The organism is uncultured Amnibacterium sp. (assembly GCF_964245895.1).
Taxonomy (GTDB): Bacteria; Actinomycetota; Actinomycetes; order Actinomycetales; family Microbacteriaceae; genus Amnibacterium.
On sequence record NZ_CAXTOQ010000016.1, the window covers coordinates 1 to 22584 of the forward strand.

Below are 22584 nucleotides of genomic sequence, written 5' to 3' on the forward strand. Positions count from 1 at the left end.
CGCTCCACCCCGCGGCGCGCTCCGTCATCACCGCCATCGGGCCGAGGCTGCGGGACAGCACCAGCGCGGCGAGCCCGGTCGCGCCGAGCACCGCCAGGGCGCCGAGGAGGATCGCGGCGCGGCTCGTGGAGGCGAGCGTCGCCGTGTACGGCGCCTCGTCGACCCCCGTCACCACCACCGCGGCGACGCGGCCGTGCCGCCGCACCGGCACGGCCAGCAGGTGGAGCGTGCCGGCCGTCGTCCGGCGCGCGGAGGTCGATCGCCCGAGCGCGGCGATCACCGCCCCGGTGGATCCGCGCAGGGTCGCCCCCTCCACCCGGCGCCCGACCGCGTCGAAGACCCAGTTGGGCGAGTCGAGCAGCGCGTCGTCCGCCCCCCTGATGTCGACGGTGCCGCCGGTCAGGTCGACAGTCGCTGCCAGGGCGGCCGCCCGGTCGTCGAGCCGCGCGCGGATCGCCGCCTGCGCCTCCGCGTGCAGCGCCCCGGTGAGCGCGGCCACCGCACCCGCGACGACCAGCGCGCTGAGCAGGAACGAGGCGAGGGTCAGCCGGCGGCGCAGCCGTCGCCGGACCGGTCGGGCCGCGGTCACGTGTCGCGCAGGATGTACCCGATGCCGCGCACCGTCTGGATCGATGCGGCGGTCCCCAGCTCGCGGAGGTGGGTGCGCAGGCGGTGCAGGTAGGTGTCGAGCGTGTTGCCGTTGACGCGCGCGCCCGGCACCCAGGCGGCGTTCACGAGGTCGCCGCGGCGGACGATCCGCCCGGTGTGCGCCAGCAGCTCCGCCATCAGCCGGAACTCGGTCGGGGTCAGCAGGTGCGCGTCGCCCTCGAAGCACAGCGCGAACCGCTGCGGGTCGAGCCGCAGCCCCTCGACGGCGTCCGCCGGCATCGACCGCCGCGAGAGCGCCTCGATCCGCGCGAGCAGTTCGGGCACGGCGAAGGGCTTGACCAGGTAGTCGAGCCCGCCGGAGGCGAAGCCCTGCACGATGTCGTGCACCTGGCCCATCGCCGAGAGGAACATGGCCGGCGCTCGCTGCCCGTTGGCGCGGAGCACGCGGCACAGGTCCCGTCCGTCCATATCGGGCAGGCCGACGTCGAGCACCAGCACGTCGATGCGGTCGTCGTCCGCGAACCGCTGCACCGCCTGCGCGCCCGACCGGGCGAACAGACCGGTGTGGCCGGCCGCGTCGAGCGCCTCGTCGAGCAGCCGCGTGATCGCGGGGTCGTCCTCGCAGCAGGCGACGACGAGCGTCGTCGTCGCGGTCCCGTCGATCACGCGGCCCCCTCCCGGCCGGCGACCAGCAGCGCTGAGCCGCTGCCGCGGGTCGGACGGGCGCGGAGCGCCATCGCGCTCACGACGGCGACGAACACGAGCAGCAGGCAGCCGCTCACCGGCCCGGCGCCGAGATCGAGCCCGCCGCGGACCGCGGGGACCGCGAACCAGTCGGCGAAGGACGCGCCGAGCGGACGGGTCATGACGTAGGCCGCCCAGAACGTCGCGACCGCAGCGCTGCGGGTGACGAGGAACACGAGGCCCGGCACCGCGAAGGCGACGAGGAACAGGAACCCGGAGGCGAGGTAGCCGAGGCCCAGCCCGGTGGCGGTCAGGTCGCCGGCCGCGGTGCCGAGCGCGAACGTCGTCATCACGGTCGCCCAGTAGAAGCCCTCGCGTCGCAAGGACGTGACGGCGTGCACCGACAGCGTGCCCTCGACCCGCCACCAGACGACGAGCACCGCCGCGAGCACCAGCGCGAACGCCGCCGTCGACACCGCGTAGGGCACGCCCAGGCCGACGTGCAGGACGTCGGCGGCCATGGTGCCGAACACCGACACCATCAGCGCGGTGGTCCAGTACCGGGCGGGACGGTAGGCGCGGGTGCGCAGCTGGACCGCGAGCACCAGCACCAGCACCAGCAGGGCGATCGGCACCACCAGCTCCGGTGCGAACGACTTCACGAGGAAGTCGGACGTCGTCTCGCCCATGCCCGTCGTGAGGATCTTGAGGCCCCAGAACGCGGTGCCGGGCTCGGGCACGCGGGCGACCGGGCGCCTCTCGAGGACACCGGACCGTGGAGTCGTCACGACGGCATGCTCCGAGACCGCTGATAAGAAATCGCGAAGACACCCGCAGCCGGGCGGTCTTGGACCTTCCTCCGCGCCGCGCGCCGACCATCGGGGCATGGACGTGCAATCGCTGCTGGAGGGCCTCGGCCCGTGGGCCCTCCTCGCGATCGCGGTCGTGGTGTTCATCGAGTCCGGCGTGCTCTTCCCGTTCCTGCCGGGCGACTCGCTGCTGATCACCGCCGGGCTCGCGCACGAGCAGCTGGGCCTCGCGGTGCCGGTGATCGCGCTGGTCGCGTTCGTCTCGGCCGCTGCGGGCGACCAGGTCGGCTACCTGCTCGGCGACCGGTTCGGTGCCCGGCTCTTCAAGGACGACGCCAGGGTGCTGAAGACGTCGCGCCTGCGAGCGACGGAGGCGTTCTTCGAGCGCTACGGCGGGCGCGCCCTCGTGCTGGGCCGGTTCGTGCCGGTGATCCGCACCTACGTGCCGCTCGCCGCCGGCAGTGCGCGCTACCCCTATCGCCGCTTCCTTCCCTGGAACCTGCTCGGCGGCTTCCTCTGGGCGGTCGGAGTGACCGTCGCGGGCTCGCTGCTGGGCGGGGTGCCCTTCATCACCGACAACATCGAGGTCCTGCTCGCGGTGATCGTGCTGGTCTCCGTGCTGCCGATCGTGATCGAACAGCTGCGCAAGCGGCTGCGCGCGCGGCGGGCAGCGGAGTCCTGACCGCGGGATCGCGGAGCGGACGCCCTTGCACGGGCTTCGTGGGCCCGCGGGGCCGGTACGACCGAACAGCGCCAGCCGTTCACCTGGGATCCCTATCGTCCGCGACGTGGCTGACGAGCTCGACGTCGAACAGGTGGTCCGCGAGGTCGCGGCATCGCTGCAGAAGACCTTCCCGGACAAGGACCTCACGCAGATCGAGGAGGTCGTCCGCGCGCAGGTCGAGGAGCTGAGGGACCGGCCCGTGCAGGACTACGTCTCCGTGCTGGCGAAGCGCGGGGCGAAGAAGCGGCTGCAGACCGACTGAGCCGCTCAGGCGCCCCGGCCGGGGAGTCGCTGCGCGATGAGCGGGGCGAGGTGCTCCTGCAGCCACGGCTCGGTGGTGCGCAGGTAGGTCTGGCTCGCGTGGTTGTCGTCGACCCAGACGCCGATGTTCCCGATGACCCCCGGGCACCAGGTCGTGCCGCAGAAGGCGTCGACGGGGTCGAGGTACGCGACGCCGGTCACGCGTCGGGCAGCGGCGCCCTGCGGGTCGACCCTGGCGAGGGCGCGCGCCCGGGAGACCCCGCAGGTCGCGGGGTCCTGGGAGGCGATGCAGTCGACGGTCAGCGGATGGGGTGACGGCGTGGGGGTGTCGCCGAGCGCCACGACGCCGATGCCGGCGTGCTGGAGGGTGGACCACATGGCCGCATAGGCGTCCGAGGCCGCGGACCGGTCGCCGACGGCGTAGGAGCCGCGGAAGGCGGACGTCACCACCACCTGCACGTGCTCGGCACGGAGCACGGGGAGGGTCTTCCGGACGGCCTCGGTGCAGTGCGACCTCCCCTCCCGCTCGATGGGCCGCGGGAGGAGGTTGAAGGGGCAGGAGTTGTGCAGGATCGTGATGATCCGCCAGTGGTTGCGCTGCCCGAGGCGTGAGATCACGTCGCCCCACTGCCGCATGTGCGAGTCGCCGACCAGGGCGACGGTCGTCCGGCTCGTCAGGTCGCCGCGCACGCACAGGAGGGTCGTGGCGGCGCCCGCGGTCGACGCGCACTCCCGCAGGCCGAGGTCCTTCGACAGCGCGGCGGGATCGGGCACGACGACGTGCTGCGGGCGGGCCCACGGCCGGTCCGCAGCGGCGTCGAGGTTGGGGTAGCCGAGGGCGGGCCCGGCGGCCCGCTGGTCGACGAGGCGACGAGCGGACGCCTCCTGCGCGGTCACGGCTGCGTCGCGGGCGACGGGGACCGCGCCGACGGCGAGCGCCGCAGCGACCGCGACGGCGCCCAGCACGATCACCCGGCGCGGTCGCCGGAGCCGGAGCCGGCGCAGCGGCTGCTCGACCAGGAGGTAGGAGGCGGTCGCGGCGAGCAGGGACGCCGCGACGACGACCGCGCCGGTGCAGGGCCCGATCGGATGACCGGTCAGGTCGCGGGCGAAGACGATGAGCGGCCAGTGCCAGAGGTAGAGCGAGTAGGAGACGTCCCCGACGAGGCGGACGGGTCGGAGCGCCCAGACGCGCTCCAGGCCGGGCACCGCGCCGCCCGCGATGAAGGCCAGCGCGCCGAGCACCGGGATCGCTGCGGCAGTGCCCGGCATGGGGGTCCCGGGGTCGAGCAGCGCCGCCGCGCCGATCATCGCCGCGAGTCCCGCGAGCTGCAGCCCGGCCGCCAGGGCGGGGCGCGGCTGCCGGTCGGTCAGCACGACGGCGAGCACCCCTCCGGCGGCGAGCTCCCACATCCGGGTCGGCGTGACGAAGTACGCCGCCTGCGGGTCGCCTGCGGTGAACCAGACGCCGAACCCCAGGGAGAGCAGGAGCACGGCGATGAAGGACACGAGCACGACCGGCCGCACCGCTCGGGCCTGCCGGCCGGCGAGCACCGCCGCCGCGAGGACGAGCAGCGGCCAGAGGAGGTAGAACTGCTCCTCCACGCCGAGCGACCAGAAGTGCTCGAACGGCGACGCATCCGGCGACTGCGCCTGGTAGTCCACCGCGTGCGCGGCGAAGAGCCAGTTCGCGGCCGACAGCGCCGCCCACCACGACGTCCGCCCCGCTTCCGCCGCTGCGGTCCTCGGCAGGACCGCGGACGCGATCAGGACGACCGTGATCACGGTCACGAGCGCCGCGGGCAGGATGCGTCGAACCCGGCCGGCCCAGAACGCGGCCAGGTCCACGCGACCCGTCGCCTCCACCTCCTGCACGAGATGCCGCGAGATGAGGAACCCCGAGATCACGAAGAAGACGTCGACCCCGATGTAGCCGCCGGGCAGCGCCGCGGGGTGGAGGTGGTACGCGACGACCAGCGTCACCGCGACGGCACGGAGCGCCTGGATCTCGGGTCGCGTCCCCCGCGGCCGGCGTGACGGCCGCCTTGTCGACGGAGCGCCGCGCTCGGCCGCACCCGTAGGGATGTCGGCGAGGGGCTGCGCGGGATGCACGATCCGGATGCTGTCAGCCGGTCGGCGGCCGTCCGGTCCTCGTGCACCCTGGTGGTGCGGAAGTCACGCGGAGTTCATCTCCGGGGCTGCCCTGGGTGGCCGGCGGTCGACCGCGACCGTCGCGAACGGGTGCACGCGTCGCCGTCTTGCACGACGTGCGGCGGAAGCGGATCCTGTCGGCATGCGCGCCGAGCCGGGTCGAGACGAGGACGCCGAGGTGCTGTCGAGCCGGTTCGTCTTCTTCGATCGGCTCTGCCTGACCTGCGGCGCCGAGATGATGCCCGTCGTGCTCGACGACGGCGAGATCGCCGACCTGTGCACCGACTGCGAGGCCTGGTCGGGCTGACGAGCGTCGCTCGGCCGCGTCGACCTCGGAGGGCCCGGGAGGCGGGCGTCGAAGCGTGGATCCTGCTTCTCGCCGGGGTGCGAGTAGGCCAGGAGGAAGATCCGGGCGCCCTCGGATGCGCGGGAGCGGACCTGCTCGGGGTCGAAGCGCCGCGGAGGAGACATCGCATGTCGTCGACTCCGATCGGCGTGGCCCTGCTCTGGATCGCCGTGCTCGCGCAACTCGCGTGGCGCGCGCTCGCCGGTGCGCAGATCCGTGATCCCCTGATCCCTCCGCTCGCAGCGATCGGCCGAGCCGGCCACTGGAAGACCCCAGGGCAGGACGGCGTGATGCTCGGCGGAGACCCTCGAACGCACCCCACGTCTTTCTGGCGTGCCTCGGACGGACCAGAGCCTGCGGGACGAAGGAAGCGGCTCGAAAGCGCAGCGCCCTCTCGAGGAGCAGTGGGTTCCGGCTGCCAGTCCCGGGAGGGGGTACCGAACGCAACACCCGAAGACGTCTCGGATGCGTGCTGGTCACCCGCGAAAGTGAGGCGCGGGCGCTGCGGAGCCACAGGGCTTGCTCGTGCTCGTGCCCGTGCGGGCGATCAGCGGGGCGCCTCTGCGAGATTCGATCGGGAACTCTCGAACTGCACCCACTGACGGTTCGCTCGTCGCACGCCTGGTCGGGCGCTACAGCTCGGGCGGGGGCACGACGCCGTTGATCTGCTTCGTCATGCGGGCAGCGGATGCGAGCACCAGCTCGGCCTTCTGACCGAACGCAGCCGGATCGGCGAGCCCCGAGAAGCCGTTGACCGTGAGCACCACCACGACCTGGCCGTCCGGGCCGAACACCGGTGCCTGGATCGCGCTGGCAGTTTCCGGTGTGGGTACGCCGTCGACGATCGCGCCATCGGCCGCCATGTCGCTCCAGAGCTGTGCGAACGACTCCCGGCGCGGCCGGTCCTCATCCATCAGCTGCGTGAACCGCTCGCTCAGCACTCGGCTCGGCGAGACTCCGTAGCCGCGCCTGCGGACGGAGGCGAGCAGTGCGGCGAGCCGGGGGCGGTCGACCCGCCCGATCAGATGCCGCGACCCCTCGATCCAGGCCGACTGCTGCGCGGGTGACGCCCACGCCACGAACGCCGGCGCGAGTGGAGCGGCGAACGGGAAGGCCGTACCGATCCGACGGGGACCGCTCGCCGGCTCCGATCTCGATCCGGGCCGCGCGGACGCCAGGACGACCACCGAGTCGTGCACGACGGCACTCACCAGCACCTCGAGACCCAGAGTGTCTGCGAGCTCGCTGACGTCGTCGCCGGCCAGGTCGGCGAAGCGCAGGTGCCGGGCGAGCACCTCGGTGTCGAACTCCTCTGTGGGCACCGCGAACGTGCCGTAGCCCCCGCGGCGGAACAGCAGCGGGAGGCCCGCGCTCGCATCTCCGACGCCGAAGTCCTCCACGAGACCGACCACGAACTCGTGGTCGCCGTAGGTGTCCCGTCGCTCGATCACGACGTCGAACCAGGCGACCGCATCCTTGACACGGGGATTCCCGCTCTCCGCCTCGACGAACGAACCGGTCTCGAAGCGATCCGGTGCCTTTCGGACGAAGGCACGGCAGAGATCCTCGTGCGAGTCACCGAGCACGCTGGCGGTGAAGCTGCCGGAGGCCGCGATCATCGGGAACGTCGTCGACGTCTGATCGGGGAAGAACCCGACCAGCGGTGGGTCCTGCGACACGGCGGTGAAGCTTCCCACCACCATGCCGACCGGGGCTCCCGAATCGTCGCGCGCGCAGATCAGGGTCACCCCGGTCGGGTACTCGCCGAGCACGGCGCGCCACCAGTCCGACTTCGACCGGGCTGCGACCTCCGCAGGATGCGCCGGGCCCACCGGATCCACCGCCGTCGGAGGCTGGGTCACGATTCCGTTCCCGTCGCGGTCGTTCTTGGTGAGCAGTCGAATCGCATCAGCGCCTCCGTCGGATCCGTCGTCATCGGTGACACGACTCAGGCGACCTGTCGGTCCTGCCGACCGACCGGCGCTTCCGGTGCGGCGTGACAGTCCGCGGCGATGTCGGCCAGCAGACCGGCACCGATCGGGGCCCAGCCGAGCAGCGATCGAGTGCTGACCGACGACGCTGCCGCGTCGTGCTGCACGAACGGCGCGAGCCAGCCGAAGTGCGCTGAGGCCGCGGCGGGATCGACGCTGACGACGGGCAGACCGAGCTGCGCGCCGATGCCCTCGGCGATGGCGCGCATGGTGACGCCCTCCTCCGCGACGGCGTGCAGACGAGCGCCACCTGCCGCGGATTCGAGTGCAAGCCGGTAGAGGTGGGCGAGATCTCGACGGTGCACCGCCGACCACCGAGCGGTACCCGCGCCGACGTAGGCGGATACGCGCGTCGCCTTCGCCGTCGTGATGAGACCCGGCAGGAATCCCTCGACGCCGTGATCTCCGTGCACCGACCAGGCGAACCGCAGGACCGATGCGCGCACCCCCTGCGCGGTCGCGACGTCGGCGGCGTGCTCGGTCGGTGCTCGCAGCGCGGCGGGCGACATCGGGTCCAGCTCATCGTCCTCGTGCGCCAGGCCGTCGGCGCCGGGCGCGACGAGTCCGACGCCGGAGGTGACGACGAACGGTCCACCGGTGCCGGCCAGGCCGGTGCCGAGGGCCTCGACGGCCCGCGTCTCGATCGCGCACGCCTCGGGGAACCCGATGCCCGGCCCGACCTGCAGGGCGGCCTCGTGGATGACGCCGTCAGCCCCCGATGCCGCCGCGGCGAGCGCGTCCAGATCGACCACCGACCCGACCTGCGCGTCGATGCCGTCGGCTCGCAGCCGCACCGCTGCTGCTTCCGACGGCGCGAGGCCGGTGACCTCGTAGCCGTGCTCGAGCAGCTCGCGGGCGATGGCCGCACCGACATAGCCGTCCGGCGCCGTCACGAAGACCCGCATCACTCCGCCTGCGCGGTGGTGGTGGATTCGTCGACCCGGAGGCCGGCGTCGATCATCAAGGGCAGGATCTGCTCCCTGAACTGGACCAGGCCCGCTTCGTAGTCGACCCACGAGAGGGTGCTGCCGTCGAAGCCCGCCTCGGAGAGCTTCAGCATCCCGTCGACGACCATCTCGGGCGTACCGATCAGCATGTGACCGCCGTGGCCGGCGATGACCCGGCTCTGCATGCCTCGCACCTTGGGATCGTCGCCCGCTGGCCTGCCGCCGGTCGCCATGGCGCTCTGCGCGCTGGAGTTGGCGAACAGGCTGGTCATCAGGTTCTTCGCGGCGGGGAAGTCGCCCATCTCCTCGACGTAGTAGTGCAGGTAGTCGCGGGCCTCCTTCTCGCTGTCGGCGCACACGATGTTCGCCTGGGAGAACAGGTGGACCTCGCGCCCCCTCGCCGCCGCCATCTCCTTCGTCTCCGCGATCGTCGCGGGCACGCGCTCGAGTCCGATGTCGGGGATGAAGCTGATGTCGGCGTACTCGGCGGCGAACCGCCGACCCGTCGGACTGAACCCGGCCGCCATGTAGACGGGGCGCGGGCTCTGGATCGGCTTCGGCTCGCTGTAGGCGCCCTTGATCGTGAAGAACTCGCCTTCGTGATCGAAGAAGCCCTCCTCGTCGAGCATCCGGTTCACGACGTCGAAGAACTCCCCGGCGAACTCGTACCGCGCGTCGTGCTCGCGCTGGGAGCCGGCGAACATCTCGATCTCCGACGCGTTCCACCCCGCGACGATGTTCAGCCCGAACCGGCCGCCGGAGATGTGATCGATGGTGGCGATCGTCTTCGCCACCCGCACCGGATGCGCGGTCGGGACGTGGAAGGTGGCGAACACCTGGGTGCGATCCGTCACCGCGGCCATGCCGGCCGCCCAGGCGAACGTCTCGAAGGAGCGGCCCTGGAAGTTCGTCTCGCCGCCGTAGCCGATCCAGCGGGCACCGGGCAGGATCGCCTCGATTCCGGCTGCCTCGCTCAGCCGCGCGATGCGCACCTGCTGCGTCCAGTCGGTGTCGACGGTGCCAGGGGCCTTCGTCGCGGTGGTGCCGCCCTGGGTGTTGAACCCGAACGTCGCGATCTTGTACCGGTTGGGGCTGGAGAGGATGCACGACTGCCGCATCGGAGTGCGCTCCGTCATGACGCGATCGCCCCGGCCTCGGTGGGGTTCGTCGGGATCATCGGCCGCTCGTCCGCCCACCGGATGACCAGCTTCACCGTCGCGAACCTCCAGCCTTCGCCGGTGCGCACGAGCTCCTGCTCGTACCAGCCGCCCGAATGCGCCTTCTCGCTCAGCGAATCGGGGGAGAACACGTGGGTCGCGAGCATGTAGGTGGTCGCCGTCGCGATGTCGCCGTCGAGGACGACGTCGATCTGGCCGAGTAAGTGGTGGGAGTGGGTGCCGGGCGGCGGCCCCTTCATCTCGGCGATCGAGGCGCGACCGACGCGGGAGCCGAACGGCAGCTCGAGCACGCCGTCCTCGGCAAAGTTCGCCGCGTACTGCTCCTGGTCCTTCGTGTCGATCGATCGCGCGAACGACGAGACCAAGGCTCGGATGTCCTCCAGATCGGTCAGCCGCTGCAGAGGATCGGTCGCTTCCGGGGCGGGGGATGAGGGCATGAGCACTCCTGACGGCGATGTCGACGGCTGAACGCGGTAAGAATAGCAGTCCCTACGTCTAGAGTTCGAGATGTTCGGAGAGATTGTCGAACCACCTTCGGCATCGGATCGATCGAATGCCTTCCAGGGCTAGTAGAACCTACGGTACGGTCCTCGACGTGGAAGCCATCGTCGGGTTCGCCCAGGATCCAGCCGTGCCGTGCGCGCCCTGTCGGAGCGTCCGGTGACGTCAGTGCTCGCCATCGACGGTTCGCCCCGCGGCGGAGGCAGGACTCGCCTGGTGCTGGACGCCGTGCTTGCCGGGGCGAGGGAGCTCTCCGCGACGACGGATGTGGTGGAGCTCTCCGGGCAGGACGAGTCGGTCGCCCGTGCAATCGCGGCGGCATCGCGCTTCGACGCCTTCGTGCTCGGCGCACCCGCGTATCGCGCGGCACCGGCATCGCCGATCAAGGTGTTCCTCGACGGCCTGCCGCGGGGGTTCTGGGGCGAGACCGAGGCGCCGATCACCGGCCGTGCGGTGGCGATCGTGATGACGGGCGCGTCCGACCATCATTACCTCGCGCTCGATGGGCTGCGGAGCGCGCTCGCCGGCTTCTTCGCCGCGCAGGTGTTGAGTCCGGGGGTCTACGTGTCGTCGGCCGGATTCCAGGACGGCAGGCTCGGGGAGGAGGGCGCCGCGTTCGCCGCGGCGCAGGGGCGGGCGCTCGTCGCGCTGTCCGAGGCCATCGCCGGCTCGGAGCACCTTCGAGTCGTGAAGCCCCAGCTCTGACCCGTCGCGCGGTCCTGGTGCGCGGCCCAGCGGGCCGGCGGTATGGGCGGGCCGGCGGGCTCACCACACGCTCAGCTGAACGCCCTCCTGATCACCTCGTCGTTCGGAGCCTCGCCCGGCAGCAGCTCCTCCGACGGTCGCACGGAGTTCATCAGCAGGGTGATGTACCGGTCGAGGAGCGATGCGTCGAAGTTCACCGCTGTCGCGATGCCGGCGGCTGCCGCGAAGAGGAACGGCACGTCCGACGCCGTGAAGTCCTGGCGGATGGTGCCTTCCTCGTGACCTCGCAGCACCAGCTCGGTCCACCCCGACAGCAGCATCCGCTCGAGGGCGGGCGAAAGGGCGACGCCGCTGCGCTCCCGGACGGCTCGGTTCGTGCGGGCGAGCTCCACGCTGTCCACGAGTGCCGTCCGCAGGCCCTCGATCCCCGACGACCGCGTCAGCGCGTGGGCGAGACGCGCCATCGCCGTCTCGGCAGCGCGGTCGCTGACCGCTTTGATCAGACCCTCCTTGTCGCCGAAGTGACGGTAGAGGGTCGGCGGCGCGACGCCTGCGGCGGCGACGATGTCGGCGACGTTCACTCGCCGCCCGTGCTGGGCGAACAGGTCCTCGGCGACATCGAGGATCCGTTGCCGGTTCTGCTCTCCGTCTGCTCGCATCGGTCCTCCGATCTCGTCGGCTCGGCGTCACCGACGAGCACCGCCTCCGTCGTGAGGATCGAAGACCTCGAAACCGTAACGTCGCATCGCCCTGAAGGCCAAATAACTGACCGGGGCTGTTGCGCCTGCGGGGCGGTAAATGTTACAGTCTCTCTTGGTTAGATGCCTATCCCGGAGATGTGATGCGCACGGACTTCCACTCGCACCTGTACGCGAAGCCCTTCCTCGATCTGATGATCGAGCTCGGGCGGGAGGACTACCGCCGCGCACCGGCTCAGGACCTCGATCCGTCTCAGCGGATCGCGGCGATGGACTCGGCGGGGATCGATCGTCAGGTGATGAGCTTCATCGGTCTGAACACGGTCGTCGATGACGCCGGCGGTGCTGTCGCCGCGGCACAGACCCTCAACGACACCTATGCAGAGGTGGGCGCGCGGTCCCTCGGCCGTCTCCAGTCGTTCGCGCTTCTGCCCCTGCCGTACGTCGAGCAGGCGATCTCGGAGGCCCGTCGCGCGATGGCGGCGCCGGACTGCATCGGCGTCGGGGTGGCCTGCTCGATCAGCGGCCGCCCGCTCGACGACCCGCAGTTCGACCCGTTGTGGTCCGAGCTCGACGGCCTGGGCGCCGTCGTGTTCGTGCACCCAGTCGGCGGCGATTCAGCCGGGCACTGGGGCATGGCCGAATGGGGCATGACCGCGATGTTCGGCTCCCCGATGCAGCTCGCCATCGCGGCGTGTCGGCTCGTCTTCGGTGGCACCCTCGCCCGGTTTCCGAACCTGAGGTTCCTCTTCGCGCAGGGCGGCGGGTTCCTCGCATCACGGTGGGAGGCGATCGAGAACACGGTGCTGCGACCGGGTCTGGCCGGTCACGCTCCGTACATCCTCGGTTGGGTCCGCGATCTCGACATCGATGCGAACGACCCGATGGCCGGATTCCGCTCCCTCTGGTTCGACACGGCCACGATGCATCAGTCGCCGACCCTGCTCGACTCGGCGCGAGCGACGTTCGGGCTCGACCGTCTCGTACTCGGCAGCGACGCGCTCTTCGGCTCCCTCGTGGACACCGTCGCCTTCGTGGAGCGGACCGATCGCCTGAGCGACGCGGAGCGCGCTTCGATCCTCGAGGGCGGCGCGGTTCCGCTGGTGCAGCCATGACCGCGGTGCTGCACACGCAGGGGCTCAGCGTCCGCTACGGCGGCGTCAAAGCGCTCACGGACTGCGACGTCTCGGTCGAGGAGGGGACACTCGTCGGTCTCATCGGCCCGAACGGAGCGGGCAAGACCACGTTCATCGACGCGGTCACCGGCTTCACGCGCTCGACCGGCTCCGTCGTCCTCGACGGTACGGACATCAGCAGACTCTCGCCGCACCGGCGCGCGCGCGCCGGATTCGCGCGGACCTGGCAGGCGGCCGAGCTCTTCGACGAGCTGACGGTCCGCGAGAACGTCGGGATCGGTGCGCGATCAGGAGGGTTCCGGAGCGCTGTCGCGGAGATCGCCCGCGGGCACGCGTCACTTCCCGATGAGGTGGACGAGACCCTCGAGCTGCTCGGCCTGGCAGACCTCGCGGATGCGATGCCCGACACCCTCACCCACGGCCAGCGCAAGGTGGTCGGGGTCGGCAGGGCGCTCGCCGGCCGGCCCAGGGTCGTGCTGCTCGACGAGCCGGCGGCAGGCCTCGATTCGACTGAGTCGGCGGAGCTGGGCGAGCGGTTGCGTGGCCTCGTCGACCGCGGCACCGCGCTCCTGCTCGTCGATCACGACATGGGACTCGTGCTGTCCATGTGCGACGTGGTGGTGGTGCTCGAGTTCGGAAAGGTGATCTCCTCCGGCTCGCCGGAGGAGATCCGCAACGACGCCCGCGTCATCGAGGCCTACCTGGGGAGCCTGCACGAGGCCGCCGGATGAGCGCCGTGCTGGAAGTCGCCGACCTCGCGGCCGGCTACGACGGTGCCGACGTCATCAGGGGGATCGGGTTCGCCGTCGCCCCCGGCGAGGTGGTCGCCCTTCTCGGCCCGAACGGCGCAGGCAAGACCACGCTGCTCCGCGCCGTCACCAATGCGATCAGACGGTCGCTCGGAGCCGTGACGTTCAACGGGTCGGACACCGGCACGAGCCGCACGCAGCAGCTCGTCCGTTCGGGCATGTCGCACGTGCCGGAAGGTCGCGGGATCTTCGCCACGCTGACCGTCGCCGAGCACTTCCGGGTCGGCAGGATGGATGTCGCCGAGGCCTTCGAGATGTTCCCCGAGCTCGGCGCGCTGCGGGACCGTCGGGCGGGCCTTCTGTCCGGCGGGGAGCAGCAGATGCTGGTGCTCGCGAGCGCTCTGGTCCGCAAGCCGAGCCTGCTGCTCGTCGACGAGCTGTCGCTGGGCCTCGCCCCGATCGTCGTCGAGCGACTGCTGCCCATCGTGCGGGACTACGCGGCGAAGGCCGGCGCCGCGGTGATCCTGGTCGAGCAGCACGTGCAGCTCGCGTTGGACATCGCGGACCGCGGCCTCGTCATGGCGCACGGCGAGCTCGTCCTCGACCTGCCTGCGGCCCAGCTGCGCTCCGACCGGGCGCTGCTCACGGCTTCCTACCTCGGCGGGGCGCTCTGACCCGCGCCCCGATCCCTCCTCGGGTGCGCCCGAGCTCCTCGATCTCGCACCGACGTGAACCCGCTTTGAATCGATCCCGCTCTGAAGGGTGTTGCCGTGTACCTCTCCATGTTCCTCGGTCCCAACGTTCGGGGGCCGGAGGACGATCGGCTCGCTCTCGAGCTCAGCATCGAGCAGGCCCTGCTCGCAGATGCGGCCGGCTTCGCCGCCGTCTACCTCGGCGAGCAGCACTACAACGACTACGAGCCGTACAGCGACCCGCTCGTCATGGCAGCGCACCTGGCCCCGCAGCTGACCCAGGCGTACCTGGGCACGAGCATGATCCCGCTGCCGCGGCATCACCCGCTGGCGCTCGTCGAGCGGATCAACCTGCTCGACCAGCTGTCGGCCGGGCGATGCATCATCGGGATGTCCAGCGGGCGACCGGTGCCGGATCCGTCGTTCCCCGTGCCCTTCCCGGAAGGAGGAGCCGCGCAGCTCTTCGAGGAGAAGCTGCAGGTCATGCTCGCCGCCTGGGTGCATCGACGTGCCGACGGACCGCTCGCGTTCGAGACCTCGACCGAACGCGGCTCGATGCCGAACCGGATGATGCCGACGAACTACCGCCGCGGCACGCCGCTCTGGGCCATCGGCACGAACACCGCGTCGAAGGTGCACGCCTCCGGTGTCCTCGGCCGCAAGATCCACACGGCCGGGCTCGACGCCGCAGGAACCGCCAAGCTGATGGGCGTCTACCGCGACGGTATGACGGAGGGCGGTATCGCGGCCGAGACGGTGGAGGAGAACCTCGACTGGTTCCTGCACACCAAGGTCGTCTTCGTGGGTGAGACCGACGAGGAGGCGGCCGAGGCCGCAGCCCCGATGCTGATCGGACGCTCCCTGCCGCCGTGGATCTTCACGCCACCTGAGCAGCAGGGGCTGCAGCTCGTCGACCTGCTGCGGGTCGACCCGGGCCCGATGGCGTCGGCGATGGGCCAGCCCGAGAGCCTCGCCGCCTTCATCCAGAAGACCTCGATCGTCGGTTCGCCGGCCACGGTCGCGGCGAGGCTCCAGGCGTTCGAGGACGCTGGGGTGCGGCATTCGCACATCCGGTTCGTCTTCGGTTCGCTCGCGGATCCCGACCTGTTCCGTCGATCGCTCCGACTGTTCATCGACGAGGTCATGCCGCAGCTGCGGACTCAGACCATGCCGGCTCTGCGCGCAGACCAGGTCGCCGATCACTCCGGATCCTGACGGGTAGCGCCCACTACGAGTGGCTGCCTTCGCATTGCCGGAAAGACCGGTCGATCAACCTCGGCAGACCATCGCGAAGCCGCTTCACGACCGGTCGACCGGAACCAGAACGGGATCCTTAGCCTTTGATGCCGGGGCAGTGTCGATCATGAGGAAACCGGAGCGGGTGCGTTGACACCCGCCGACTTAAAAGTAATACTTTCTAACAATTGCTGACTGCAACGACGCCGCAACAAGAGGAACCCCCATGCCACAGGCCAAGTCCAGGCACGTCCGTACCGCATCGCTCCCGACCCCTCTCCGCCTCGGGCGCCCACGTCTGCTCTCGGCCGCCGCTCTCAGCGTCTCCGCGGCACTCGTGCTCGCCGGATGCACCGGCACCAGCACGCCCGGCCCGTCGTCGACAGGGAGCGGTTCCTTCTCAGCCGCGTCCATCGCCACGATCGCCGACTACACCGGCAGCAAGCCGGGGAAGGCCGACCCGAAGCTGTCGCCGGTGACCTGGGGCTACGTGAACCAGCAAGGCGGCGCCGCCAGCTACCCGCAGTACACCGTCGCGATGACCGGGCTCGTCAAGATGGTGAACGACCAGCTCGGCGGTATCGGCGGTCACCCGCTGAAGCTCGACACCTGCTTCGTCGTCTCGTCCGACGAGGACGGGCAGACCTGCGGCCAGCAGTTCGTCAACGACAAGGCGATCCAGGCCATCGTGCAGTTCCCCCTGATCAGCGGCAGCGACGCCTTCCACAAGATCATCGACCCGTCCGGGATCCCGCTGTTCGGTGCGGTGCCGGCCAGCTTCACCGATGCGGCCGGGCCGAGCTTCTACGTCTCCGGATCGAACTTCTCGACCGTGCCGATCATCACCGGCTACACGGCGCAGACGCTCAAAGCCAAGTCGATCGCCCTCATCGGCGTCCAGGGCAACCCCATCTCGCAACTGGTGACCGGGCAGCTCACCGCCGGGCTGAAGGCCGCCGGGATCAGTGTCAAGCAGGGCGACATCTCCGCGACGTCGAGCGACGTCACGGCGCCCCTCATCGCTTCCGGAGCGAAGAGCGCTGACGCGATCGTGGCGCTGCTGCCGACCACCTCCCAGTGCGTGAACGTCAACCAGGCGCTGAAGTCGCTTTCGATCACGAAGCCGGTCATCTCGATCGGCCAGTGCGCGACCGATGACGCGAAGAAGGCGATCGGCGACTACCCGAAGTGGACCTTCATCTTCGGCTACCCGAACGCGCTCGCCGCTCCGCTGGACAGTCGCGAGACCGACGAGGTCGCCGTGGCGAAGAACCTCGTGACAGCCACCGGCGCGGCGAACGCAGAGACCTTGGACGGCGAGCAGGCGCTGCAGACGTTCCTCACCGCGCTGAAGATGGTGAACGCCGGGGGCGCTGCGACCGCGACGAAGGCGACCGTCAAGTCCGCTGCGCTCGCCTTCAAGGGACCGATGTTCCTCGGGCCGGACACGGTCGCGTGGGGTTCGCTGAAGGGGACACCGGCGGTCGCGACGCTCTCGCAGCGGCTGTACACCTACACGGGGAACGGCATGTGGGTCGACGCCGGCAAGGGCTGGTTCGCGGTCGGATCCCTCCCGGGTCCGCCCCCGGCGCCCTGACATCCGACGTCAGCGCTCGGCCCTGATCCGAACTCCGAGAGGACCTCCTGCCGTGGAGACAATCGCACTCTTCGTTCTACTCGGACTGGGGCCGGGCGCGCTGATCGCCGGCGTCTCGTTGGGCGTGGTCATGGTGTACCGGGCCTCCGGCATGATCAACTTCGCCACCGGCGTCATCGCGGCCTGGGGCGCGTTCGTCTTCTACGGGCTGCGGACGAGCGGACAGCTGCTGATGCCGCCGCTGCCGGTCGTCCCCGGACTCCTCCAGGTCGGGGGGCCCTGGGACGTGGCGCCCGCGTTCCTGGTGGCCGTGATCTACTGCGCGCTGATCGGGCTGCTGCTCGAGGTGGCGGTCATCCGACCGCTCCGCACCAGCTCTCCGCTGACCAAGCTTCTCGCCTCCCTCGGGATCTACCTGTTCCTGCAATCGATCCTGAACATCCAGTTCGGCGACCAGGCGGTCTCAGCGCCGGCTGTGCTGCCGAGCAGCACGATCCAGCTGTTCGGAATCCCGATCCCGGTCGACCGATTCATCCTGCTCGCGGGCGTCCTCGCTGCCACGGGCCTGCTGCTCGCCGTCTACCGGTTCACCCGGTTCGGGCTCGCGACACGAGCGTCGTCGGAGAGCGAGACCAACGCGGCGCTGTTCGGTCTGCGGCCGCAGCGGCTGTCGTTGATCACAGTCGTCATCGCTCAGGCCATCACGGGTGCGTTCGGCATCCTCGTGGCCCCGCTCATCACCCTGGACACGACGAGTCTGCCGAACCTGATCATCCCGGCACTCGCTGCAGCGCTGCTCGCGCGGTTCACCTCCTTCGGGGTCGCCGCCCTGGCCGGGATCGCCATGGGCATCGTGCAGTCCCTCGTCGTGCTGGCGCAGTCCGAGAGCTGGTTCCCGACCGTGCAGGGCCTCCCGCTGCCGGGGGTGTCCGACTTCGTCTTCTTCGTCGTGGTCGTCGTCGCGATGCTCTGGCAGGGCGGTCGCATCCTGCGGCGCGATCGCGTGATCGAGAAGCGGCTGCCTCCGGCTCCCGCTCCGAAGCGACTCGCCCGGCCAGCGCTCATCGCGATGGCGGCGGTGCTCGTCGGCTTCCTGGTGCTGCCGTACAACGTGCGTCAAGCGGGCATCAACAGCCTGATCGGCATCCTTCTCTGCCTCTCGCTGGTGGTCATCATCGGCTTCGTCGGGCAGGTCTCGCTGCTGCAGCTCGGCCTCGCGGGCGTCAGCGGCTTCGCGATCTCGAAGCTGGCGGTCTACAGCGGGGTCGGCTTCCCACTCGCGCCGCTGATCGGCATCGCCGTAGCGACGGCGGCCGGTGTAGCGGTGTCCTTCGTCGCGGTCCGCGTCCGTGGGGTCAACCTCGCCGTCGTCACCCTGGCGGCCGCGGTCGCCCTCGAGAACTTCGTGTTCGACAACACCGTGTGGGGCAACGGCCAGACCGGGTCGCCGGTGCCCGCGCCGACGCTCTTCGGCATCGACCTCGGGCCCACGGCACCGTTCCCCATCAACGGAGCCTCGCAGCCGAGCCCGCTCTTCGGCATCCTGATCGGGATCGTCGTGATCCTCTCGTGCCTCTTCGTCTCGAGCCTGCGCCGCAGCAGACTCGGTCAGCGCATGCTGGCGGTGCGGGACAACGAGAGCGCCGCGGCGGCGTCGGGCATCAACGTGCTGAAGACCAAGCTGACCGCGTTCGCCGTGTCGTCCGCGCTCGCAGGGCTCGCAGGGGTGCTCTACGCCTACAACTTCCAGTCCGTGTCCACCGGCAGGTTCGGGTTCTTCACATCGCTGACGACCCTGGCGTTCGCGTTCATCGGTGGCATCACGACCGTCCGTGGTGCGGTGATCGCCAGCATCGGCGTGAGTGCGGGAGTGGGCTCGCTGCTCGCCGGCGCGGTCGGCGTCCCCGCGTCGTTCACGTATCTGATCGGCGGCCTCGCGCTCGTCGTGACGATCATCTTGAAGCCCGAGGGCCTCGCGAGCCCGGCTGGCACCGATCCGCCGGTCGTGCTCTTCCGATTCGTTCAGCGCAGGATCCGCAGTCGTCGCCTCAGGCGAGCAGCAGGTGAGCTGCCCGCCGAGGTGGCCGAGTTCGGTACCGCTCCGCGGCAGCCCGTCATCGCCGCGAAGAGCGGAACCGGGAAGCACTGATGTGCGGGGTGCTCGCCGTGGTCCCCCTCCGGGTCGACGTCGCGGAGGGACAAAGGGAGCCAGCAATTGCGGCAACGCCGGTTCAAAAGTAGTCTGGACTAGGTTTAGCACCCGCTCGAACCGTTCTCATCGATGAGAGGTCCAGTCATGCCCAAGCACATCCTGGTCGTCCTGTCTGCTGATCCGCCGGAGATGTCGGCGGAGATGGAGGCATGGAGCAAGGAGCACATCGTGCACATGGTGGAGACGCCGACGTTCAAGAACGCGCAGGCGTTCCGGTTCCATCAGGAGCACACGTTCGCGTTTCCGGAGACGGTGCCGACGCGCCCGCCGTATCAGAACCTGGTCATATACGAGATCCCGGAGGAGGAGGTGGACGCGTTCCTGCATCCGAACCTGTCGGACATGGCCCCGCCCCCTCAGCCTCCCGGCGGTATCGGTCCGAACCGTCCGGACGGCTACCTCTTCGTCGCGACCACGGATGTCGTGGGCGAGGCCTGAAGCATCGCGGCGGTCGGACCGGTCTCGGTCCGGCCGCCGCGGGTGGAGGTCATCAGCGCTGCTGGGAGACCCGGCCTCGTCGGTCTCCTGCCCCGCTCCATCCGGGGCTCCGTACTCCGGCCGGCTAGCGGCTGGGCGCGGAGTTGAACGCCTTGCGCAGCTCTGCCTGGCTGAGCGGGCGACCTGGTAGGTCGGTCCGTGAGGGCCGCAGACCGTCCATCAAGAGGGCGACGTACCGCTCGACGGCTTGTTCGTCGTAGTCGACGGCGGACGCGATCGCGGCTGCAGCGGCGAACAGGAGCGGCACATCGGCCGCGGTGAAGTCGTGGCGAACACTGCCCTCCTCGTGCGCCCGCTGCACGAGCTCGCCCCACGCCGACAGCAGCAGGCGTTCGAGGGACGGGGTGATCGCCACGCCGCTGCGCTCTCCGACGGCTCTGTTGGTGCGGGCCATCTCGATGCTGTCCCGGACCGCGTGGACCAGGCCTTCCCATCCGGTCGGTCGCGTCAGAGCGCGGGCGAGGCGCGACATCGTCGTCTCGGACGCGCGTTCCCGGATCGTCGCGATCAGGCCGTCCTTGTCCCCGAAGTGGCGGTACAGCGTCGGTGCGGCCACTCCGGCCGCCGCGACGATGTCCGCGACGCTCACGCTGGTGCCGTGTGCGGCGAACAGCTCCTCGGCGACCTCGAGAAGTCGTTGCCGGTTCTGCTCTCCATCAGCGCGCATGCCGACCTCCGACCAGAACCCTCGGCGGAACGTCCGCGATGGTGCCCAACGGCGACCTCCATCCGACGATCGTGGTGCTCCGCGCGTGGAGCGGGCGGGCGTCGACCTCGTCGTCATCCATCGAGCAGCCGCGCTGCGCCCGGCCGACGCCCGACGCGCTACCGGTCGTCGGTGACCTCAAGGATAGCAGCGCCTACGAGTCGACCGCTGGCGAAGTTTGCGGTCGGGGCGGTCAGGGATCCGATCGATAGGCCCCTAGTCCGTAGTCACTCCTACGTCTATAGTGGTCCCATGACCGCCACTGACGTCGACATCATCATCGCGGGCTTCGGAATCGCAGGAGCCAGCGCTGCGATCGCCGCTCACGACGCGGGCGCTCGTGTCCTCGTCGTCGAGAAGACCTCGGCGGGCGGCGGCAACTGCCGGTGGTCCGGTGGGTTCCTCTACGCGATCGACGGTCCGACCGCCACCGACCATCTCGATGCCGCCTGCTACGGCAAGACCGAACGCAGCGTGCTCGAGGCCTACGCGTCGGGGACGCGCGAGATCCCTGCGTGGATCGAGTCCCTGGGTGGCAAGGTCCGCTCGCTGCCGACCGCCATCTTCTCCTGTCCGTGGCCGCACTTCCCGGGCGGAGGCGACGACTGCATCTACCGCCAGATCGACAGCGGCCAGCTGCCTCCCGGACCTGCGTTCTGGGACCTGATGGCGAGCGCCGTCGAGCGACGTGACATCGAAGTCGTCTACGACACCGCGGTAGTCGACCTGCTCGTCGGCGGCGGCGCGGTCTTCGGCGCGGTGGTCGAGGCGAAGGGTGTGCGGCGGAGCATCACGGCCGCCGCAGTGATTCTCGCGAGCGGCGGCATCGAACACGACCCGTACCTGCGAGAGACCTACCTGACCCTGCCGGTCAAGCCGATCGGTCATCCTGGGAACACCGGTGACGCGGTCCGTCTTGCGCAGAAGGTGGGAGGTGCCCTCTGGCACATGGCCGCACACTTCGGCTGGCTCGCCTATGCCCGGCCGGAATTCCCGTCCGCATTCGGCATCGACCTCATGCACGGAACGAGCTATCTGGTCGTCGATGAGGATGGGCGCCGGTTCTCCGACGAGACCGGTCGCGGCGGCGCTCATGACTTCGCGAGATTCTTCCCCGGCCAGGCGAGCCGACCCCGCTCCCGCGCGTTCTTCGTGTTCGACGAGACGGCGCGACTTTCCGGCTCGCTGAACGGCATCGGCGGATCGCCGAACGACTACCGGTGGAGCAGCGACAACTCGGCGGAGATCGAGGCCGGCTGGATCACGAAGGCCGACACCGCGCACGAGCTCGCCGCCGCCATCGGCATCGACGCTGATGCTCTCGCGTCGACGCTCGCCGAGTTCGCCGAGGCCGCTGCGATCGGCGCGGACTGGCGGTTCGATCGCCCGGCCGAGACGATCGCCGCGCTCGAGAGCCCGTTCTACGCGCTCGAGGTCGTGCCCGGCCTCGCGACCGCCTCGGGAGGGCCACGTCGCGACGCACGGGCCAGGATCGTCCGCCCAGGCGGCGAGCCGATCCCAGGACTGTACGGCGTCGGCGGCGCCGGATCGATCTGGGGCGGCCAGGTGACCGAGCAGGGCGGCGGTCTGACGGATGCGATCGTGTTCGGCCGCATCGCGGGTGCAGACGCGAGTCGGATCGCCCTCGCCGACGAGCAGCTGCAAGGCGCCTGAGATGCCCGCGACGAATCCGCCGACAGATCCCGCCGCCGCCCTGCAGTGGCTGGTCGACCGGGAAGCGATCCGCAACCTGATCGTCGACTTCGCCATGCGGCTGGACGACCAGGACACGGACGCGTACCTCGAGAACTTCGTCGAGGATGCGATCGTCGTCCTCCCACACGGACGGGTCTCGGGCAGGGCGGCGCTGGCAGGCATGCCGAAGCCGCCGCCCGATTGGACCGCGCAGCACCTCTTCGGTGCGATCGCGATCGAGCTCGACGGCGACCGGGCGACGACGCGCGCCTACCTCGCTGCGACGCACGTCTTCGGTGAGATCACCGAGAACGCTCACGCGGGCGGCTGGTACGAGCACGTCGTCGTCCGAACACCGGACGGTTGGCGGTTCAAGGAGCTGACACTCACGATCCTGTGGGAGACGAAGCGACCCATGATCCCGAAGGACATGCCGGGCGCTTCCTGAGCCCGGCGGCG

23 protein-coding genes and 1 pseudogene are annotated in these 22584 nt (G+C 70.3%); 13 read left to right on the forward strand and 11 right to left on the reverse strand.

Annotated features, from left to right (window positions below; all coding sequences use genetic code 11):
* From ACFE60_RS04085 to ACFE60_RS04095, 3 genes are all read right to left on the reverse strand, one after another.
* A partial coding sequence (locus ACFE60_RS04085) for a hypothetical protein (RefSeq protein ID WP_375387562.1) occupies positions 1–589 on the reverse strand: 589 nt, incomplete at its 3' end.
* Entirely contained in the window at positions 586–1275 is a 690-nt protein-coding gene (locus ACFE60_RS04090; protein WP_375387563.1) for a response regulator transcription factor, read from the reverse strand. The genes ACFE60_RS04085 and ACFE60_RS04090, both read right to left, overlap by 4 nt.
* Entirely contained in the window at positions 1272–2081 is an 810-nt protein-coding gene (locus ACFE60_RS04095) for a hypothetical protein (RefSeq protein WP_375387564.1), read from the reverse strand. The genes ACFE60_RS04090 and ACFE60_RS04095 overlap by 4 nt, the downstream gene beginning before the upstream one ends.
* A 97-nt stretch (positions 2082–2178) precedes the next feature.
* Between ACFE60_RS04095 and ACFE60_RS04100 the strand changes: the two genes are divergently transcribed.
* Positions 2179–2784 carry a DedA family protein gene (locus ACFE60_RS04100; protein WP_375387565.1) on the forward strand — a complete coding sequence of 202 codons (606 nt, stop codon included), beginning with the start codon at positions 2179–2181 and terminating at the stop codon, positions 2782–2784.
* Between the two features lie 106 nt (positions 2785–2890).
* On the forward strand, positions 2891–3088 hold the full coding sequence (locus ACFE60_RS04105) for a three-helix bundle dimerization domain-containing protein (RefSeq protein WP_375387566.1): 198 nt from the start codon (positions 2891–2893) through the stop codon (positions 3086–3088).
* A gap of 5 nt (positions 3089–3093) precedes the next feature.
* Here the strand turns inward: ACFE60_RS04105 and ACFE60_RS04110 are convergent, their stop codons facing one another.
* On the reverse strand, positions 3094–5199 hold the full coding sequence (locus tag ACFE60_RS04110) for an acyltransferase family protein (RefSeq protein ID WP_375387567.1): 2106 nt from the start codon (positions 5197–5199) through the stop codon (positions 3094–3096).
* Between the two features lie 181 nt (positions 5200–5380).
* On the opposite strand from ACFE60_RS04110, the gene ACFE60_RS04115 reads away from it, so the two are divergent.
* Complete coding sequence (locus tag ACFE60_RS04115; RefSeq protein WP_375387568.1) at positions 5381–5545, forward strand: hypothetical protein; 165 nt, start codon at positions 5381–5383, stop codon at positions 5543–5545.
* Between the two features lie 671 nt (positions 5546–6216).
* On the opposite strand, the gene ACFE60_RS04120 is transcribed toward ACFE60_RS04115, so the two are convergent.
* From ACFE60_RS04120 to ACFE60_RS04135, 4 genes are all read right to left on the reverse strand, one after another.
* Positions 6217–7446 (reverse strand): flavin reductase, encoded by a 1230-nt coding sequence (locus tag ACFE60_RS04120; RefSeq protein WP_375387569.1) that lies wholly within the window; start codon positions 7444–7446, stop codon positions 6217–6219.
* Positions 7447–7532: 86 nt separating this feature from the next.
* Entirely contained in the window at positions 7533–8480 is a 948-nt protein-coding gene (locus ACFE60_RS04125; RefSeq protein ID WP_375387570.1) for an NAD-dependent epimerase/dehydratase family protein, read from the reverse strand.
* Positions 8480–9658, reverse strand: a complete 1179-nt coding sequence (locus ACFE60_RS04130; protein ID WP_375387571.1) for an LLM class flavin-dependent oxidoreductase — start codon at positions 9656–9658, stop codon at positions 8480–8482. Before ACFE60_RS04130 ends, ACFE60_RS04125 begins: the two co-directional genes overlap by 1 nt.
* Positions 9655–10137, reverse strand: coding sequence for a nuclear transport factor 2 family protein (locus ACFE60_RS04135; RefSeq protein WP_375387572.1), 483 nt, complete (start codon positions 10135–10137; stop codon positions 9655–9657). The genes ACFE60_RS04130 and ACFE60_RS04135 overlap by 4 nt, the downstream gene beginning before the upstream one ends.
* A gap of 223 nt (positions 10138–10360) precedes the next feature.
* On the opposite strand from ACFE60_RS04135, the gene ACFE60_RS04140 reads away from it, so the two are divergent.
* Positions 10361–10906 carry an NADPH-dependent FMN reductase gene (locus ACFE60_RS04140; RefSeq protein WP_375387573.1) on the forward strand — a complete coding sequence of 182 codons (546 nt, stop codon included), beginning with the start codon at positions 10361–10363 and terminating at the stop codon, positions 10904–10906.
* A 71-nt stretch (positions 10907–10977) separates the two neighbouring features.
* On the opposite strand, the gene ACFE60_RS04145 is transcribed toward ACFE60_RS04140, so the two are convergent.
* Positions 10978–11565: a TetR/AcrR family transcriptional regulator gene (locus tag ACFE60_RS04145; protein WP_375387574.1), complete on the reverse strand. Its 588-nt coding sequence runs from the start codon at positions 11563–11565 to the stop codon at positions 10978–10980.
* A 182-nt stretch (positions 11566–11747) separates the two neighbouring features.
* Between ACFE60_RS04145 and ACFE60_RS04150 the strand changes: the two genes are divergently transcribed.
* The 7 genes from ACFE60_RS04150 (at position 11748) to ACFE60_RS04180 (ending at position 19664) form a co-directional block, all read left to right on the forward strand.
* Entirely contained in the window at positions 11748–12719 is a 972-nt protein-coding gene (locus ACFE60_RS04150; RefSeq protein WP_375387575.1) for an amidohydrolase family protein, read from the forward strand.
* A complete protein-coding gene (locus tag ACFE60_RS04155; RefSeq protein ID WP_375387576.1) occupies positions 12716–13471 on the forward strand; it encodes an ABC transporter ATP-binding protein in 756 nt (251 codons plus the stop codon). Before ACFE60_RS04150 ends, ACFE60_RS04155 begins: the two co-directional genes overlap by 4 nt.
* On the forward strand, positions 13468–14163 hold the full coding sequence (locus ACFE60_RS04160; RefSeq protein WP_375387577.1) for an ABC transporter ATP-binding protein: 696 nt from the start codon (positions 13468–13470) through the stop codon (positions 14161–14163). Before ACFE60_RS04155 ends, ACFE60_RS04160 begins: the two co-directional genes overlap by 4 nt.
* 96 nt (positions 14164–14259) lie before the next feature.
* Complete coding sequence (locus ACFE60_RS04165; RefSeq protein WP_375387578.1) at positions 14260–15396, forward strand: LLM class flavin-dependent oxidoreductase; 1137 nt, start codon at positions 14260–14262, stop codon at positions 15394–15396.
* A 358-nt stretch (positions 15397–15754) separates the two neighbouring features.
* Positions 15755–17014, forward strand: a complete 1260-nt coding sequence (locus ACFE60_RS04170; RefSeq protein ID WP_375387579.1) for an ABC transporter substrate-binding protein — start codon at positions 15755–15757, stop codon at positions 17012–17014.
* A 52-nt stretch (positions 17015–17066) separates the two neighbouring features.
* Positions 17067–19163 carry an ABC transporter permease gene (locus ACFE60_RS04175; protein WP_375387580.1) on the forward strand — a complete coding sequence of 699 codons (2097 nt, stop codon included), beginning with the start codon at positions 17067–17069 and terminating at the stop codon, positions 19161–19163.
* A gap of 147 nt (positions 19164–19310) precedes the next feature.
* Positions 19311–19664: a hypothetical protein gene (locus ACFE60_RS04180; protein WP_375387581.1), complete on the forward strand. Its 354-nt coding sequence runs from the start codon at positions 19311–19313 to the stop codon at positions 19662–19664.
* Positions 19665–19788: 124 nt separating this feature from the next.
* On the opposite strand, the gene ACFE60_RS04185 is transcribed toward ACFE60_RS04180, so the two are convergent.
* Together ACFE60_RS04185 and ACFE60_RS04190 are read right to left on the reverse strand one after the other, a co-directional pair.
* Positions 19789–20118, reverse strand: a complete 330-nt coding sequence (locus tag ACFE60_RS04185) for a hypothetical protein (RefSeq protein WP_375387601.1) — start codon at positions 20116–20118, stop codon at positions 19789–19791.
* A gap of 168 nt (positions 20119–20286) precedes the next feature.
* Positions 20287–20508: pseudogene (locus ACFE60_RS04190) on the reverse strand (hypothetical protein); the annotation flags it as partial.
* Between the two features lie 174 nt (positions 20509–20682).
* Between ACFE60_RS04190 and ACFE60_RS04195 the strand changes: the two are divergent.
* Entirely contained in the window at positions 20683–22104 is a 1422-nt protein-coding gene (locus tag ACFE60_RS04195; protein ID WP_375387582.1) for an FAD-binding protein, read from the forward strand.
* A 1-nt stretch (position 22105) separates the two neighbouring features.
* Positions 22106–22573, forward strand: coding sequence for a nuclear transport factor 2 family protein (locus tag ACFE60_RS04200; protein WP_375387583.1), 468 nt, complete (start codon positions 22106–22108; stop codon positions 22571–22573).
* Positions 22574–22584: the final 11 nt, after the last annotated feature.

Excerpts from the sequence above, each read along its gene's own strand:
- ACFE60_RS04100 (WP_375387565.1), top strand. The coding sequence starts at position 2,179 with ATGGACGTGCAATCGCTGCTGGAGGGCCTCGGCCCGTGGGCCCTCCTC.
- ACFE60_RS04135 (WP_375387572.1), bottom strand. The coding sequence starts at position 10,137 with ATGCCCTCATCCCCCGCCCCGGAAGCGACCGATCCTCTGCAGCGGCTG.
- ACFE60_RS04200 (WP_375387583.1), top strand. The coding sequence starts at position 22,106 with ATGCCCGCGACGAATCCGCCGACAGATCCCGCCGCCGCCCTGCAGTGG.
- ACFE60_RS04125 (WP_375387570.1), bottom strand. The coding sequence starts at position 8,480 with ATGCGGGTCTTCGTGACGGCGCCGGACGGCTATGTCGGTGCGGCCATC.
- ACFE60_RS04195 (WP_375387582.1), top strand. The coding sequence starts at position 20,683 with ATGACCGCCACTGACGTCGACATCATCATCGCGGGCTTCGGAATCGCA.
- ACFE60_RS04155 (WP_375387576.1), top strand. The coding sequence starts at position 12,716 with ATGACCGCGGTGCTGCACACGCAGGGGCTCAGCGTCCGCTACGGCGGC.
- ACFE60_RS04160 (WP_375387577.1), top strand. The coding sequence starts at position 13,468 with ATGAGCGCCGTGCTGGAAGTCGCCGACCTCGCGGCCGGCTACGACGGT.
- ACFE60_RS04145 (WP_375387574.1), bottom strand. The coding sequence starts at position 11,565 with ATGCGAGCAGACGGAGAGCAGAACCGGCAACGGATCCTCGATGTCGCC.
- ACFE60_RS04115 (WP_375387568.1), top strand. The coding sequence starts at position 5,381 with ATGCGCGCCGAGCCGGGTCGAGACGAGGACGCCGAGGTGCTGTCGAGC.
- ACFE60_RS04130 (WP_375387571.1), bottom strand. The coding sequence starts at position 9,658 with ATGACGGAGCGCACTCCGATGCGGCAGTCGTGCATCCTCTCCAGCCCC.
- ACFE60_RS04150 (WP_375387575.1), top strand. The coding sequence starts at position 11,748 with ATGCGCACGGACTTCCACTCGCACCTGTACGCGAAGCCCTTCCTCGAT.
- ACFE60_RS04185 (WP_375387601.1), bottom strand. The coding sequence starts at position 20,118 with ATGGCCCGCACCAACAGAGCCGTCGGAGAGCGCAGCGGCGTGGCGATC.
- ACFE60_RS04180 (WP_375387581.1), top strand. The coding sequence starts at position 19,311 with ATGCCCAAGCACATCCTGGTCGTCCTGTCTGCTGATCCGCCGGAGATG.